Annotated in this window: 8 protein-coding genes and 1 pseudogene; 7 read left to right on the top strand and 2 right to left on the bottom strand. The window is 59.1% G+C overall.

Annotated elements, in window-relative coordinates; genetic code table 11:
• Window positions 1–67 precede the first annotated feature (67 nt).
• Window positions 68–1,639, bottom strand: coding sequence for a LysM peptidoglycan-binding domain-containing protein (locus NTX17_07470; GenBank protein ID MCX5801207.1), 1,572 nt, complete (start codon window positions 1,637–1,639; stop codon window positions 68–70).
• A 540-nt stretch (window positions 1,640–2,179) separates the two neighbouring features.
• Here NTX17_07470 and NTX17_07475 point away from each other — a divergent pair.
• Window positions 2,180–4,075, top strand: a complete 1,896-nt coding sequence (locus tag NTX17_07475) for a PEGA domain-containing protein (GenBank protein ID MCX5801208.1) — start codon at window positions 2,180–2,182, stop codon at window positions 4,073–4,075.
• A 165-nt stretch (window positions 4,076–4,240) separates the two neighbouring features.
• Window positions 4,241–6,538 (top strand): annotated as a pseudogene (locus NTX17_07480) (ComEC/Rec2 family competence protein).
• Between the two features lie 267 nt (window positions 6,539–6,805).
• Here the strand turns inward: NTX17_07480 and fbp are convergent.
• Complete coding sequence (fbp, locus tag NTX17_07485; GenBank protein ID MCX5801209.1) at window positions 6,806–7,912, bottom strand: fructose-1,6-bisphosphate aldolase/phosphatase; 1,107 nt, start codon at window positions 7,910–7,912, stop codon at window positions 6,806–6,808.
• A 289-nt stretch (window positions 7,913–8,201) separates the two neighbouring features.
• On the opposite strand from fbp, the gene purN reads away from it, so the two are divergent.
• From purN to NTX17_07510, 5 genes are all read left to right on the top strand, one after another.
• Window positions 8,202–8,867 carry a phosphoribosylglycinamide formyltransferase gene (gene purN, locus NTX17_07490; protein ID MCX5801210.1) on the top strand — a complete coding sequence of 222 codons (666 nt, stop codon included), beginning with the start codon at window positions 8,202–8,204 and terminating at the stop codon, window positions 8,865–8,867.
• 1 nt (window position 8,868) lies between these two features.
• Window positions 8,869–9,762 (top strand): phosphoribosylaminoimidazolesuccinocarboxamide synthase, encoded by an 894-nt coding sequence (locus tag NTX17_07495; GenBank protein ID MCX5801211.1) that lies wholly within the window; start codon window positions 8,869–8,871, stop codon window positions 9,760–9,762.
• A gap of 32 nt (window positions 9,763–9,794) precedes the next feature.
• Window positions 9,795–11,528, top strand: a complete 1,734-nt coding sequence (purH, locus tag NTX17_07500) for a bifunctional phosphoribosylaminoimidazolecarboxamide formyltransferase/IMP cyclohydrolase (GenBank protein MCX5801212.1) — start codon at window positions 9,795–9,797, stop codon at window positions 11,526–11,528.
• 77 nt (window positions 11,529–11,605) lie between these two features.
• Window positions 11,606–13,153 (top strand): glutamine-hydrolyzing GMP synthase, encoded by a 1,548-nt coding sequence (gene guaA, locus NTX17_07505; GenBank protein ID MCX5801213.1) that lies wholly within the window; start codon window positions 11,606–11,608, stop codon window positions 13,151–13,153.
• 8 nt (window positions 13,154–13,161) lie between these two features.
• Entirely contained in the window at window positions 13,162–16,131 is a 2,970-nt protein-coding gene (locus NTX17_07510) for a M6 family metalloprotease domain-containing protein (GenBank protein ID MCX5801214.1), read from the top strand.
• Window positions 16,132–16,266 lie beyond the last annotated feature (135 nt).

The following is a 16,266-nucleotide window of genomic DNA, read 5'->3' on the forward strand; positions in this document are numbered from 1 at the left end:
GTGCGTTCGCTCCGCGAGACTAACTCGAGGGCACATCAAAACGGGCTGGTGGATTCAAGATCGAGGATTACTGTGTGTCGGTCCGATCGGTCGTCTTGGGGTTCTCGTCGGGCAGTATGACGAGCCTTTGCCCGGCTCGGATGGGCCTGCGTGACGTCAGGTCATTCCATTCTGCGATGTCACTGACTGAGACGCCGTAGCTTCTTGAAATCTCGTACAACGTTTCGCCACGCCGCACGACGTGCATAAGCTTTGCGGATTTCCTAACGTGCTTGTCTGACGGGTGCTCAGCCAGCCTGACGCCGTCTCTGGGGATGAGAAGCTTCTGGCCGGGTCTTATGACGTTGCCGCGGGCCACTTCATTGAACTCCTGGATCTGTCCGATGCTCACGCCGAAATTCCTGGAAATCCTGTAGAGACTGTCACCTTTCCGGACTCGATATGTGAGATATAATTCCTCTTCTGGAGCAGGGGAGGAATAGGCTGACGACTCGGAAGCTCGGACGACGTCAGGGGATCCATCCTGACGCTGAGTTGCCGCCGCCCTCGTGGGCCGATAAACCTCTTGATCCCCGGGACCGAAGCACTCGCCCCGTATGCCTTGCGCCGATAAAGCGGAAAGATACTCCTCGGATGTTCCGGCAGGCACTCTTACCTTCATTCCACCTTTTCTCGCGGGAGTCTTCGAGCGCTTGAAAGAAGGGTTGAGGAGCTTGACTGAGTCGGGCGAGATATTGCAGACCTGGGAGATTTTCTGGAGGTCGAGGGGCCCGTAAACGACGACTTCCTCAAACGGCATCGCGACGGGGACCTCGAGGCCGACACAATACTTCTCGGGCTCCTTTGCTATGTGAAGGGCGGCCATGAACTGCGGGACGTACTCCTCCGTTTGGCGAGGGAGTCTGAGTGACCAGAAATCCCGCGTGTTCTGTCTCTGTAACGCCCTGCCCACGAGGCCTTCTCCGCCATTGTATGCGGCGATTGCAAGGGGCCAGGAACCGAACAGGGAATAGAGGTGCTTGAGGTAGCGCGCCGCGGCTACGGTCGAAGTCTCCGGGTCGTATCTTTCGTCGACCCAGGGATCAACTTGGAGGTCAAAGAGACGAGCCGTGCCGAGGATGAATTGCCATGGTCCCACCGCATGTGCCCAACTGCGGGCCTGCAGGTTGAAGCCGCTCTCTATCATGACGAGATAGGCCAGGTCACCGGGTACGCCTTCACGCTCGAGTATGCTCTGCACGAGGTTCATGTACTGCGCCGAAGTCTTTAGCCATCTTACGAACAGTCTGCCGCCGTCCCGCGCATAAAACTCTATCCATTTCTTCACTTTCTGGTTCATTTCGGGCATGACGCCAGGCAACCTGGCATCGCCGGCCGTTGGGCCCGCGGGAGAGTGCGTGGAATCATAACCCATGTAGGAGGAAAGGTCCGGCGTCTGAACCGTAGCTCTCGGCGTGGCGTAGGAGAGAAGGCTGATCCTTTCGGCCGCCTGCGAGGCCAGGTGTTCTGCCTTCGCGGACAGCGTGCGCATCTCTGCAACCTCTTGCTCGCTGAGTCCACCCTTCTCCAGAAGTTCCTTTGCAGCCAGCGAGGCGCGGCTAAAATCGTCCGAAGCCTTTTCATATTCGCCCGTGGCCAAGGACCGTAACCCTGCATCGTAGAAGGAATTAGCCCTCTCGATGGCGCGGGTCGTCTGCCGAGCCTGGCCCATATGTTGGGGGGGAGACACAGCAAGCCCCACAGATGGTAGAAGCAAAGCTGCTGCAAGAGTGAATATGGCTATGCGCATCCGGGTGTTCGTTTTCAGGGGAAAGACCTCCTAATCTGACAGGCTCGCTGGTACTGAGGGCATGATATAGAAATGCCCCCCAGAGCGCAAGAGTTTTCTTCGAGGCACTCCTGTCGCTCCACCCGGGGCAGTGTTGGGTGCCGCTCACCCGTATACATAGATAATCGGCAAGAAGCTGGAGGTTCTTAAGCCCTAATCGTCTCAGACCCCTGGCCCCTACACGCGTATCAGTCGCTCTGGGATGTAGATGCGGCTCTCCGGATACAGATTGACATCCCCACGGGGCTGTAGTATGTTGCACCCCTGTACACGGTCGAGGGAACTGCTTGTCGGCAGAAGATCTAGGCTACTGGCATTAGTGAGACCGCACTGGGGGGAGCAGCTCAGAGGATGAGCAAGAAAAGCGTGGACGAGCGAGACGAGAGCGAAAGGCTCAAGTGTTCCTTTTACTCTTCCGATGATGCGAGGAGCTTCGGGCTGCTGGAGGACTCAGGTCCAAGCGCGTGCCTGGTCTGCGTCGCCGGTGAGCCGGGCAGAGACGCACTGGTATGGCTCAAGAGTTTCCTCGGGGAGAGGTTCCGGAGCGCTTTTGCGCAGGCAGATGGTTCAGGACATGGAGGGGGCCTCGTGGCTTTTCTCCAGTCGAGCCACGCCGACCTCTTCAAGGAAGGAACGCGACGGCCCGAGGGCCTGGCTCAAGTGTCACTCGTGGCCGCGCACGTGGAGGGACACACGATTGAGATTGCGGCCATCGGAACCTGTGCTGCTTACAGAACCGCGGCATCGGGGGTGGATAAGGTCATCCCGTCGGATGCCAACGGAGGAGAAGGCTGCTATCTGGGGGTTTCTCTCAAAGTGAGCGTCGAGATGGTCAGACGACGTCTTGCTCCCGGCGTAGGGTATCTCCTCACCTCGAGACGAGTGGACCTCTCGGCTGGCTGGGATAACAACGTCGGTCAAGCCTTGAAGGTGGTGGCGGTAGATGCCGGCTCGGCTGCCGGGTTACTTTTCGGCGCGGAGGGAGGTGCCTTCGCAACGTTGGAAAGTGGAAGGGTCTCGGACGAGACTGTGGCTGAGGAGACGCCGGGTGCGGATGAAGTCGCGACACCGATCTCCGACGCGGAAGAAGCCGCGACGCCAGCGGGGACGGTGAAGACCCTCACCTCCGTGGCGTGGAAGAGGGCTCCTTTCATAGTGCTTGCGGTGGCCCTGGGGGTTGCCATTTACATGCTTGGGACTAACGAAGGCGGGAGATGGGCCGGGGGGATCCTGAGGGGAGGCCGCACTGCCGGTCATCAGGGGCTTGCGGGGGCGACCCGCGGTGGCACATTGAGCGTAAGTTCGATTCCGCCGGGCGCAGAGGTGATGCTTGACGACAGCGTGATCTCATCTCGTACCCCCGTCTCCAGTGCTAATGTTTCTCCGGGTCTGCATCGACTAACAATGAGATTGGGTGATCTCGGAGAGTGGAGCGGAAGCGTCAACGTTAGAACGGGTGACACGGCGAACGTGGAAGTTGCGTTCGTGGGACAGATCGCCGTGAACTCAAAACCACAGGAAGGCTTGTCGGTGCTTCTTGACGGCGAACCTAGGGGATTCACTCCTTGCTTGCTAGAAAGCGTGCCTGCGGGTCTCCATATCGTTAAGGTCGAGGGTAAGGGTTTCAGCTCCTGGGAAGAAGAGGTGCTTGTTGCCCAGGGCGGCACTGCCGAAGTCCAGGTCAGCCCGGGCAAGTTACCCGCGACAGGAGTCGTCCGGGTTACCGCGGCACAAGTCTCCGAGGAAGGTTATGCGGAGTCGAACGGCCGCGCCGTTTTCATTGACGGAAGGCAAGCTGGTGCCACCCCCCTCAAGATAAACGTGAAACCCGGGTTCCATAGCATAAGGGTGGCAGGAACAAAAGGCGACGCTCCGTCGGTGACCGTTATTCAGGTCAGACCCGGTGGAAAGCACTTCATCAAGGCGGAGTTCGCAGGCGTCCAGCCGATTCTGGTGGAATGTCTGCAGACCCGCATGCCGTCCGGTGGCCAAGTGGTGCTGTGTGCCTCGCTGGCAGGCAACACCGGAACAGACATCTCAAGAGTGGAGCTCTACTTGGAGAAGCTGGACTCAAGCCGCGCCGGTTGGGAACCAATGACGCTCCTGTCGGGTTCGCGCTCGGTCTACGCCGCTGCCGTGCCCCTGGGATTTGCCTCGGGGGGCGATCAGATCAGGTATTTCGCGAAGGTCACAACAGCGGAGGGCCTCGAGTACTTTTCCGACGTGGCCACGTTGACTACCCGCTAGTCGCAAACTATCAACGACGTCTACATTCTGCGCCCACTCACTCCGCACCATGAACCCGTCAAGATATCTCCCGTTTGCCTGTGCGCGTTGCCTCCGCACTGCGGCAAGATTCCGGAATGCTCCGTTGGCACGGACGTTGCCCGCTCTGGCGCCCGGTGACGAAAAGTGTGGAACTGCGGAAGCGCCAGAGTCGCGCTCATCGTTGTCATAGGTACCGCTGTTTGTACCGGGGTCTCTCCGGACTGCTGGCTGGCCATTTCGGCCCTGGCCGGAACGTGCCTCGTCGTATTGGCCGCTTGTTCCGGACCTCGGCGAGCAATCGGCGGCCTGGTGGATCTCAAGGACGCCGTTCTCATCTTGTTCTTCATGTCTGGAGTAGCGCTGCTTGCGTCCTTGAGAATGGAGGGGTACGCCGGGGAGTCTCACATTATTACGGAGAGAGTTGCCTGCGTCAGAGGGACTGTGAGCGGCTTTGCGCAGCCCTCTGAATCGGGAACAAGCGTGACTCTTTCGACCCTCCATCCTGACTCGCTGTGCGCACCCTTGCCGAGGGGAACGAGAGTGCTGGTCAGACTCACGGGGAGGACGGCCTTCACGGTGTCTGCCGGCGACACTATGGCCGTCGCGGGTCTCCTGCGAAGTCCACTTGGGGCGCGAAACCCGGGCGGGTTCAGCGAAGCGACTTACCTATCTCTGAGCAAGACCGCGGCCGTCCTGACGGTTCCGGCCTTCCTGAAACCCGTGGTTACAAGAGCCGATCCTCCCAGGGGTTTTGTTGCGACCTACATGGCGCCGCTGCACAGATGGATAGAGAAGGCCATCAATCGCAACGTGGGCGGAGAAGAAAGAGCCTTCCTGCTGGCTCTTGTGTTGGGAGAGAGAGGAGAGCTTACGGATGAAATGAAGGACGCTTTCAGGCGGTCGGGAATCATTCATCTCATTTCCGTTTCGGGCCTGCACACCGGACTTGTCGGCATGATTGCCTTTCTCTTTCTCAGGGGAGTCAGGGCACCCGTCAAGACCTCGCTCGTCGGCTCGGTCCTGATCGTGTGGTTCTACTGCGGCATTTCCGGATGCTCGCCACCAACGTTGAGGTGCTCCGTCATGGTGACTTGCGTCGCAGGCTCACGTCTGCTCGGCAGGGGCGCCGGGCTCGTCAGCCCTCTGTGCGCCAGTTGCGCGATTCTGCTCCTCGTCAATCCCGGATACATGAGGGACGTCGGCTTTCAGTTGTCCTACGCGGCGACCGGGTCGATGATGGCCGGCGCAACGTTGAGCAAAGCCGTCAGACGGCGGCTCTCTGCCCCCGAATGGGTTTCGAAATATGTGTTTTCCACGATTCTGACGACGATCGTCGCTCAACTGGGTGTTCTACCCATACTCGCGTGTCAGTTTGGTTCGGTCTCGGCCGTCTCCATACCGGCGAATCTGCTTGCCATTCCGGTTGCGTCGGGCGCACTGGTGAGCTCGTTCTGCTCACTGGGATTCCTGGCAATAGCGCCACCTCTGGCCTCGGCCTCTTTCTCACTGACGTGGTTTCTCCTGCGGCTCTGCAATCTGATCGCTAGGTTCGCGTCCTCCGTCCCGGGAGCGTCCATCGAACTGGTGAAACCCACGGGCGTCGAGGCCGTCATGTTCGTGGTCTGCTTGTTTGTCTTTCTGCGAAAGACGGACTTTGGGCGCAGCCCCCGGCAACGCTCAGAGGGCGTCAAGATCCGGGCGGGACGCGGCGACAAGTGGTTACTTGGCGTGAGCGGCCTGGGCATGGTTGTGTGCGGCATTCTCTTGGCAGGCGGCGGGATTCCGGGGGCGAAGCGCGGAGACAGGTCAACGGAGGTTCACTTCCTGGACGTGGGGCAGGGTGACGCCACCGCCGTGCGGCTGCCGGACGGAAGGCTCATTCTGATAGACGGTGGCGAGTCCCAAGAAGAGTGGGATTCGGCGAAGAGGGTGTTGGTTCCGTTCCTCAGGGAGGCGAGAAAGAAGGCGTTCGACGTGGTCGTCGTAACACATTTCCATTCCGATCACGTCGGCGGGGTCATGAAACTGCTCGAAGAGGGCAGGGTGGGGAGACTCATAGTTGGCGGGGCCGACACCACGACTGCTCTGTCGCGTCTCACACGTCTCGAGGCACTGCGGCGAGGCACGGAGGTAACGTTCGCGCGTGCGCATGAGAAAATCGTGAGTTCACATGGAGTCGAGTTGGTCGTACTCCATCCCTCGGGCTCGGCTTCGGCCGACACATCATTTGCATCGCTGAACGACTCTTCCATGGTGCTCGTCCTCCGTGCCAAGACGGTGCAGTTCGTACTTACAGGCGATGCCGGACCGCAGACGATGGACGGGGTGGTGGATTCGGTCGAGCCCGGAAAGCTGACCGTGTTGAAGGCTCCACACCACGGCGGCAAGGGGACCCTGGGCGTTCGCTTTCTGGAGAGAATTCGACCCCGTTACGCCGTGTTCAGCGTGGGACACAACAACAGGTTCGGACATCCTGCGAAAGAGATTGTGCAAGCCTACGAACAGGGCGGAGCGAAGATATTCCGAACGGACGCCGATGGCTGCGTCAGCTTCCGGGTCGTCGGGGATTCGCTTGACGTGAGAACGGCTCAGCCGGCATCGGGTTTGCCCTTCGCCCAAAAAGCAAAACGCCAGAGAGGAGAACGAAGAGCAATCCTCTTCGCTCTCTTCTCCGGCGCAGCGGGCGTGAGCGAATTGTCACGACCTCGGCTACTTCACAGGCTTGAACCTGTTCTTCAACTTCTCCTGCAGACTCGGCAGCGTCGTATACTCCATGACCTCGGCGGGAAGTCTATGGGGCTCGAACGGTCCGTGCCTTCTCATGTATTCGGCGATCTCGTTGGCTTTTTGCCTCGTGAGGTCGAAGCCGGGATCGTCGAACATGTCGACGGGTCCCACCAGCGTTCCATCGCAAAGCTGGAAGCCCGCGGCGATCACTCTGGGTGGTCCGTCGAAGCGCGTCGGCGTGGCGTCCTCAAAGCTCACGGGCATGAGTGGACCGTTGTGAGAACCTCTCATCCATCCCTCGACGATGTGCGGAAATGCAAATGCTTCGAGCATTTCTCCGACGGCGGGGAGTCCGCTCTGGCAGCGCACGATGAGAACGGGGTCGTCCTTACCGACGTACTTTCCGGCAATCAGGCTCAACTTCTGTGTGGAAGCAGACGCGCCTATCTCGCCGTCGGCTCTTCTATACACCGCCTTGATCATGTAGCGTCCGGTCGAACCGATGAGGGCAAGGAGGTCGTAGAGTTCATTCGGCGTAGAGAGCATTATTTCCCTGGATTCTTTCACGTCCAAGACCAGGAAGTTGAAACCGTCGTGCATGCTGGGGTCTATGATAAGTCCCGCGGTGTTGAATGGATCCGCGAACATTTTGTAGACGGGCAAGTTCCACGCGCCGGGAGACGTCTTGTCCGCCATGAAAACGATGACCGGATCGCTCTTTCTCTCGACGAACTCCATCTCAGCCACACCCGGCCCCATTCCCTTCACGTTCCCGCTGAAAGCGTCCTTCAGTATGTCCTGGCCGGCCCCATAGAGCGCAAGCTTCTTGGCAACTTCCGTGCACGCGAGAAAAATGTCCCAGGCGATCTTGTGAACCTCTGAAGACTCCACACCCTTCTGGTGCGTCATTATGAGCTCCAGGTCGTCCCCGCAAGAAGTCACGTGGAAGTCTATGAGACTCCCTTTTTCAGTCGCGGCTTCGAGCATCTCGTTGGCCTTGGCGACAAGGTCCGGATGCATGCTTGAATGTCCCACGTATCCACCGACGTCAGCCTTTATCACACTCAACGTTATTTTCTTCCCTGCCATTTGTCCTCCTTTTGGCACGTGTCGGGTGCTCGACACGGCGCCCAGGTCAGCGGGTTTGCTGAGTTGGCTCCGTGCAGTGAGAAAGCGTACTTAGTATCGTAAGAAATCCGCGCCACCGTGTCAACTGAAAGCTGGCGACCGCGCTTGCCTCCAGTAATCTACTTGCCAGCGCAGTCCGAGCATGGTATACGTTTGATGCAGAGGCATGCAAATACGTCACGAGAGACGCTCCGGCAGACACCGAAGGAAAACGGTGCTTCCAAGGGCACAGGAGGCGCAGGAGAAGGACTTGAAGAAGCTAGGTCTTGGCGTGCTTGCATCCGGCAGGGGAACCAATCTTCAGGCAATCATTGATGCTTGCGCGGAGGGCCGCATACCCGCAGAGGTGAGAGTCGTCGTCAGCGACGTTGAGAATGCCCTCGCCCTCGATAGGGCACGTAGGGCCGCCATTCCCGCCGTCTATCTTCCCCCCGGAAAGTTCAAGACAAAGCTCGATCCCGGCACAGAAGCGGCGTATGCCCGCTGTCTGAAGGAGCACTGTGTCGACCTAGTTCTGCTTGCGGGCTTCATGAGGATTCTGCACGCAGGATTTCTCTCGCAATTCTCGGGTAGGACAATGAACGTCCATCCCGCGCTGCTCCCCGCTTTCCCCGGCCTGGACGCGCAGAGGCAGGCCCTGGAACGCGGGGTGAGATTCACCGGCTGCACGGTCCATTTCGTTGACGAGAGCGTCGACGGCGGTCCGATCATTCTTCAGGCCGTGGTCCCCGTCCGCGAAAACGACAGCGTCGCGACCCTCTCCGAAAGGATCCTGAAGGAAGAACACAAGACTTATTGCGAGGCGGTGAGACTTTTCTGCGAAGGGAAACTGAAGATCGACGGGAGAAAAGTCCGCATCCTCGATACGCCTCGGTGGGGAGCTTGTGGGTGCGGGCGCGCCGAAGGAGCGAACTAGCATGGTGGGTAGCTTGACGGAGATCTCTCTTGACGATCTCAGGCCTATTCGGAAGGGAAAGGTGCGGGACGTATACGACGCGCAGGACGGGCGGCTGGTCATCGTGGCGACGGACAGGATTTCCGCCTACGATTGCATTCTCCCTTCGGGCATTCCTCAAAAGGGCGTAATCCTGACCAACCTTTCCGCGTTCTGGTTCGAGAGAGTGTCACACATCGTGAGGACTCACTTCATAACCTGCGACCCACACCGATTCCCGGGAGATTTTTCGTCTTACGCCTCGGTTCTGGCGGGAAGGTCGATGCTGGTCTGGAAGGCAGACCCGATTGAATTCGAGTGTGTTGTCCGGGGCTACCTCGCCGGTTCGGCGTGGCGGGAATACAGAGAGAGGGGCACGGTCGGCGGGGAGCCTCTTCGACCCGGCCTGAAGGAAGCAAGCAGATTCGACATTCCCTTGTTCACACCGGCCAGAAAGGCGGCGTCCGGCCACGATGAGAACGTCAGCTTCGCAGTGCTTGAGGGAGAGACGGGAGTTGCGCGCGGGAGGGAGCTCAAAAACGTGAGCCAGAAGCTATTTGCGTTTGCCTCGGAATACTGTGAGAAAAGGGGCCTGATACTCGCGGACTCGAAATTCGAGTTCGGTCTCCTTGACGGGAACCTGATACTCATAGACGAGCTTTTCTCTCCTGACTCCTCACGTTTCTGGTCATCGGAGTCGTACGAACCGGGACGGCCGCAGGAGAGCTTCGACAAGCAATCGGTGCGAGACTATCTTCGATCCACGGGGTGGGACGGAGCACCTCCGGCGCCCCCTTTGCCCCCGGACGTGGTCAAGCAAACTCACGAGAGATACTTTGAAGCCCTGGAGAGAATCTGCGGCAAGGGTGCGCTCTAGAGGAATTGACATTCAATTGGCGAGATTCGCTCGTGGAAACGAAAAACGTGTTGACCGGTGAAAGAGTAAGAGTACGAAGGGCGTTCATCAGCGTCCACAACAAGGACGGGCTGGTGCGCTTTGCAGCCCTTCTCGCGGGCAAGGGCATCGAGCTCTACGCAACGGAGGGAACGGCGAGCTACCTGCGGGAAGCGTCGATCGCCGTAAGACCTGCCCACGAGCTCACGGGATTCGCTGAGGTACTTTCGGGCAAGGTGAAGAGCTTGAGCCCGAGACTCCACGCAGCGATACTGTTCTCCCGCGCAAGCAGCGAGGAAAGAAGGCAGATAGAAAAAGAGGGTCTATTGCCGGTGGACATGGTCGTCGTAAACTTCTATCCCTTCCACGAGGTGGCCGACGAAACGTCCCTCTCTGAGGCCACGAAGATGATAGACATAGGCGGCCCCGCCGCCTTGAGAGCAGCCGCGAAGAACTTCCGGTGGGTGGTGCCTGTGCCCGAGCCGGCTTCTTATGACCGGGTGACGGAGGAGATGCTGAAAGACGAGCCCGGCGTGGCGACGGACGGCGGCTCCGTGAGCCTTCAACTGTCACTTCAATTGGCGGCATTAACGTTTGCAACCACTGCTCGTTACGAACGATTGATCGAAAACTATCTCCTCCGGCAGGCGAAGCGCCTTGCCCCGCAGGAGGGGCGACTCGCTCGGCCCTCAGAGGCCGCAGTCGAACATTCTGAGCGCGTTGCCGCTCGCCCAGCAGATATGACGGGGACTTCGCCCTCCTTTCCCGAGGACATCTGTCTGAGGCTACGGAAAGTCCAGGAGCTCCGTTACGGAGAAAATCCTCACCAGGCGGCAGGTTTCTACGTGGGTTCAGGGGCCGGAGAGGAGACTCGCGCGGTCCTTGGGGCAGACGAGAACCTTTGGGGACGCCAGCTCCAGGGAAAGGAGCTTTCTTTCAACAATCTTCTCGACCTCGATGCGGCCACTTGCGCGGTGAGGGAGTTCGAAGCTCCAGCCTGCGTCATCGTTAAACACAGAAGCCCGTGCGGGGTTTCGCAGAGTCCGGATCTCCTGAACGCGTATAGGCGTGCGAGGGACTGCGATCCGCTCTCGGCGTTTGGCGGAGTCCTTGCCGTGAACCGGCCTCTCACAGACGCGCTTGCGATAGAGATGTCCAGGCTATTCCTGGAGCTCGTCGCGGCGCCGTCATTTGAACCGGGCGCAGTCGAAGCCTTCTCGAGAAAGAAGAATCTTCGGCTCCTGGAGTTTTCGTCAAGCACTCTGGCCGATGGCGGATCGTCCCGGGTGCTCATGCGCTCCGCCGCGGGCGGCGTGCTTCTTCAGAAAGAGGACTCCCAGGCAGAGAGTTCCGCAGATTGGAGGTTGGTGTCCAAGAGGGCACTGAATGACGCGGACCGTGAGGGGCTGCTCTTTCTGTGGAAAGTGGCGAGACACGTCGTGTCCAACGCAATAGTTATAGGGAACGGCGAGAGGACGCTCGGAATAGGGGCGGGTCAGACAAGCAGGGTGGATGCGGTGGAGGTCGCGTTGATGAAGGCCGCACGTGCAGGACACGACGTGAAGGGTGCCTGGCTTGCGTCAGACGGATTCTTTCCTTTCCGAGATTCAATCGATGTCGCCGCAAGGGCGGGCATTCGCGCGATAGTTGAACCCGGAGGCTCGATACGAGACGAGGAGTGCATCGCGGCCGCCGATGAACACGGCGTCGCCATGTACTTCACCGGCCGGCGTTGTTTCAAGCATTGAGGGGAGTCACTACCGGGGCCTACTCGGGCGAAGGTTCGGCGTTACGCGCGGCACTTCGAAGTGACAGTGAGAGAGACGTGGGAAAGAGAACAAGAGAAACCATACTGATCCTGGACTTCGGTTCTCAGTACACCCAGCTCATAGCGAGACGGGTCCGCGAAGGCAGGGTATTCTCTGAGATTGTGAGCTTCGACATAGCGCCGCCGGAAATCAGAAAGAGGGCTCCCGTGGGGCTCATCTTCTCCGGTGGTCCCGGGAGCGTCTACCGGCAAGGAGCGCCCTTGCCGGCGGCGGGAATCTTCAAACTCGGAATCCCAATTCTCGGCATCTGCTACGGTATGCAGGCGACAAGTCACGTTCTCGGAGGCGAGGTCGGGCTGGGGCGGCGGGGGGAGTACGGGAGGACGGCCTTTCGGAAGGTGGGGAGCGACCCCCTGTTGCGAGGAGTGCCTGACAGGTTCGCGGTATGGATGAGCCATCGAGATGAGGTCGTCTCGTTGCCCGCGGACTTCGTTCTGTCGGGCGGGTCTTCAAACGCAAAGCGTGGAGCCGCGTATGACCGGAAGAGGGGAATCCACCTGTTGCAATTTCATCCCGAGGTGGTTCACACTGAGTTCGGAAAGAGAATCTTCGACAATTTTCTGCGTGACATCTGCGGGTGCCGGGGGACGTGGTCGCTCGAGGAGTTCGTTTCGGAGGCGCGCCGGAAGATAAGAGGCAAGGTGGGGAACGGACGGGCGATCGCTGCCTTGAGTGGAGGAGTGGATTCCTCGGTGGCGTGCGTCCTTGCGGAACGCGCAATGGGCTCGAGGCTCACCTGTGTCTTTGTCGACCACGGATTGGGTAGGGCGGACGAAGCCGAAGAAGCGACAAGAATTCTGGAGAAAAAGTTCGGCTTGAGGGTAGCAAGGATTGACGCACGGGAGCGCTTCCTGAGAAGGCTCAAGGGAGTTCTTGATCCCGAAAAGAAGAGAAAGCTGATCGGCGAGGAATTCGTGAGAGTGTTCGAAGAGGAAAGCTTGAAGCTTGGTAACGCCAGGTTTCTTGTCCAGGGCACGCTCTACCCCGACGTGATAGAGAGCGTTTCCAGGAAGGGTCCTTCGTCATCCATCAAGACGCACCACAACGTGGGAGGGCTCCCGGCTTTCATGAAACTCGAGGTCGTCGAACCTCTGCGTGAGCTTTTCAAAGACGAAGTGAGGGAAGTGGGAAGGATACTCGGCGTACCGCGCAGTGTTCTCGGTCGCCACCCTTTTCCAGGACCCGGTCTCGCCGTAAGGATACTGGGGAGCGTCAGCTCTGAAAGACTCAAGAGGTTGCGAGAGGCCGACAGAATATTCGCGGAGGAGCTGAGGTCAGCCGGCCTTTACGACGAAATATGGCAGGCGTTTGCCGTGTTACTTACCGCGAAATCCGTCGGTGTCATGGGTGACAAACGAACGTATCACAACATTATTGCTCTGCGAGCGGTGACCAGCAGAGACGGAATGACCGCGGATTGGGCTCGCATTCCGCCTTCCGTGTTGAAGAAGGTCTCGAGTAGAATCGTCAACGAAGTGAAAGGTGTCAACAGAGTGGTGTACGACATTAGCTCGAAGCCACCCGCTACAATAGAATGGGAGTAGAGACAGGAATGGGAGCGAAGACAGCGAAGAACATTTTCATCTTGCTTCTCACGTCCGTCGTTCTCACGTGGCCGGCCTCGTCGCACGCGGTGCCGCTCAGGCCCGACGTTCTCGAGAAGTTGAAGCGAGACGGGGTCGCGTTTCCATCGGGAAAGCAACTGAAGACACTCGGAGTCGACGTTCCCTTCGAGAAAATCAGTCAAAATCTGTTGAGACCCCACGGCGCAGGGCGGGAGGGGCAAGTCCAGATCAAGGCCCTGGTAATTTTGGTCGAATTCTCCGACGCCCCCGCCGAGAAGGCTGCGCACGGCGTGTCACACTACGAGCACCTCTTGTTCGGTGAGGGACTGGGCGCAACGAGAAGTCAGCGCGCTTTCTTCCTGGAGAATTCGTACGGAAAACTGGACGTGGCGGGTGACGTCTACGGCTGGTACACGCTTCCCAACACACGGGCTTACTATGGGAACGCGAGCTACGGACTCTGCTCGTCCTGTTTTCCGAGGAACGCAAGGGGCCTCGTGGAGGACGCTCTCATATTGGCGAGCGCCGACGTGGATTTCTCCCTCTACGACAACGACGGACCCGACGGCATTCCATCTTCCGGTGACGACGACGGCTACATCGATGCCCTCTACGTCGTTCACTCGGGCCCGGGGTACGAAGACACGGGAAGTCCGGACGATATCGTCTCCCATCAGTGGATGCTGGCCGTGCCTTTCTCCGTAGGCGGCGTGAGCGCCTACGTGTATTCGATGGAGGCCGAGAGCTCACCGGTCGGCACCTTCTGCCACGAGCTCGGCCACGTCCTCGGTCTTCCCGATCTGTACGACAGGGACTACACCTCCTACGGGCTGGACCTGTGGTCGCTCATGGGTGCCGGAGCCTGGCTTGACGACGGGAACAGTCCCTCGCACCTCGACGCCTGGTCGAAAGTGAGACTGGGCTTTGTAGAACCGGTGGTGTTGGACCACAACGTGGAGGACGTGACGCTCCCACCGGTCGAAGCGTCTCCGGCCGTGTACAAGCTGTGGAAGAACGGAACCGAGGGCAAGGAATACTTCCTGCTGGAGAACAGAGAGAAGACGGGATTCGATTTTCCACTTCCGGGGAACGGACTCCTGATCTATCACGTGGATGAAACTGTCAAGGACAACGACAACGAGCTGAGATACATGGTGGCACTCGACCAGGCCGACGGCGACTTCGATCTGGAGAAGAGACTGGCCGGCAAGCAGTACGGCGCCGACGCAGGCGACCCGTTTCCCGGCTGGAGCAACAACAGGACTTTCGGAGCGCTTACCACTCCTAACAGCCTGAGTAACGACGGAGAAGATGTCGAGGTGCGCGTCACCAACATCTCTCTCAACGGACTGAACGTGAGCTTTGACGGAACGGTCGAGACCGGGCCGGAGCCCGTCATCACGCGAGTTTTGACGGACGACACCGGCACGGGAGACGGCGACGGTAATCCTGACGCGGGCGAGACTGCGACGCTTTATCTTGAAGTGACGAACATAGGCCTGGCTTCGGGCAAGCTCACGGCCGTGGCCTCGTGCGCGAACACCTACGTTCACCTCTTGTCTGACACGGTGAAGTACGATTTCCTGGCGGCGGACGAGACTCGCCTACCGGACGAGGGTTTTCTCTTCCGAGTGGACACGTCGCTGACCAAGGATCCGTTTCGTGTCTATTTTGTGATTGACATGAACGACGGCGCGTTCTTCGACCGGAGGAAGAGTGTGGTTGTGGGAGTGGGCGACAGCCTCGGTATCGCGGACGACTTCGAATCGGGCCAGGGGGATTGGACGCACGACGGCGTCCTGGACATTGATGAGTGGCATTTGTCGACGCGCCGCGCGTTCTCTGGAACGTCTAGTTGGCACTGCGGCGCCGAGGATAGTTTGACTTACGCGAACTATCAGGATTCTTTCCTCAGGACGCCCTTTCTCATATCGGGGACCGGCAGTCGTCTCACTTTCTATCAATGGTTGGACGTCGAGAATGAAAACTCTCGATTGGCCTGGGACGGGTGTGTGGTCGAGGTCTCAATTGACAACGTTACCTGGGAACCCGTAGAGCCGGTGGGGGGATACTCGCGTACGATCGACTGGATCGCGAACACGGAAGGGGCGGGGCGAGGGTGCTTCTCCGGCAGAAGTAAGCAGTGGGAGAACGTCGAGTTCGACCTCGGGCGGTACAGCGGCGCTCTGTGGGTGAGATTCAGGATCATAACCGACGGGGCAGTCTCGGGAGAGGGCTGGTACGTCGATGACGTCCGCGTCACCACGGGAGACGAACCATACACCATCTCCTTCGTGAACGTCACAACTTCGCCAGGGCGAGCCGAGATCAGTTGGCGGGTGGATCCCCGACTGAGCATCTACAACGGTCAGGGGATGTCGCTCTTCAGGGCGGGCGGGGAATCGGAGCTGGAGAGTCCGTCTAGTGAGGTCTCTTTTGGCGACCCACGTGGCGCTCGACGCCAAATGCGGGTCAACGGCAACCTTTACACTCTGGTTTATCAAGATCCTTCGAGGGCGATTGGTTTGCACTCTTTTGTCGACACGAGCGTCGTCTCGGGCGAATACTATTCCTACCTTATCGCCGATGTCACCGCTTCCGGGGCGGTCAACTGGATTTCAGGACCTCGCGTCTACGTACCCTACGCCACCCACTCTGTGGCCCTCGCCCCTTGCTCGCCCAACCCGTACGTACCAAACCAGGGAACGCTGGACGTCGCTTTTGACATTCCTGGAGGCACAGAGGCGCCGGTCGCCAAGAAGGTGAGAGTCGCCGTATTTGACGTCGCGGGAAGGATGATTGCCGTGCTTTTTGATGGTCGCGCGCTGTCGGGCAATCACTCCGCTTCCTGGGACGGCAAAGATTCCAACGGAATCGCTGTGGCAGGCGGAATCTACGTAATCTCTCTCGAGGCCGGGGACACGCGTCTCTCAAGGAAGATAGTGTTGCTTCGGTAGTATGGATCTGGCTGGAGTCAAGTATGTTTTTTGTGTGAGAGGAGAGCGATTTACCGACGATCATCAGGCTAGTATTCGTGTGTTGGTTACCACATCTTCTTCAGTTCGTCCGGAGCTGCCTCTGTCTGAGCACGC

The sequence above is a fragment of the Candidatus Eisenbacteria bacterium genome, assembly GCA_026388185.1.
In the GTDB taxonomy this organism is placed as follows: domain Bacteria; phylum Eisenbacteria; class RBG-16-71-46; order JAFGJU01; family JAFGJU01; genus JAPLKG01.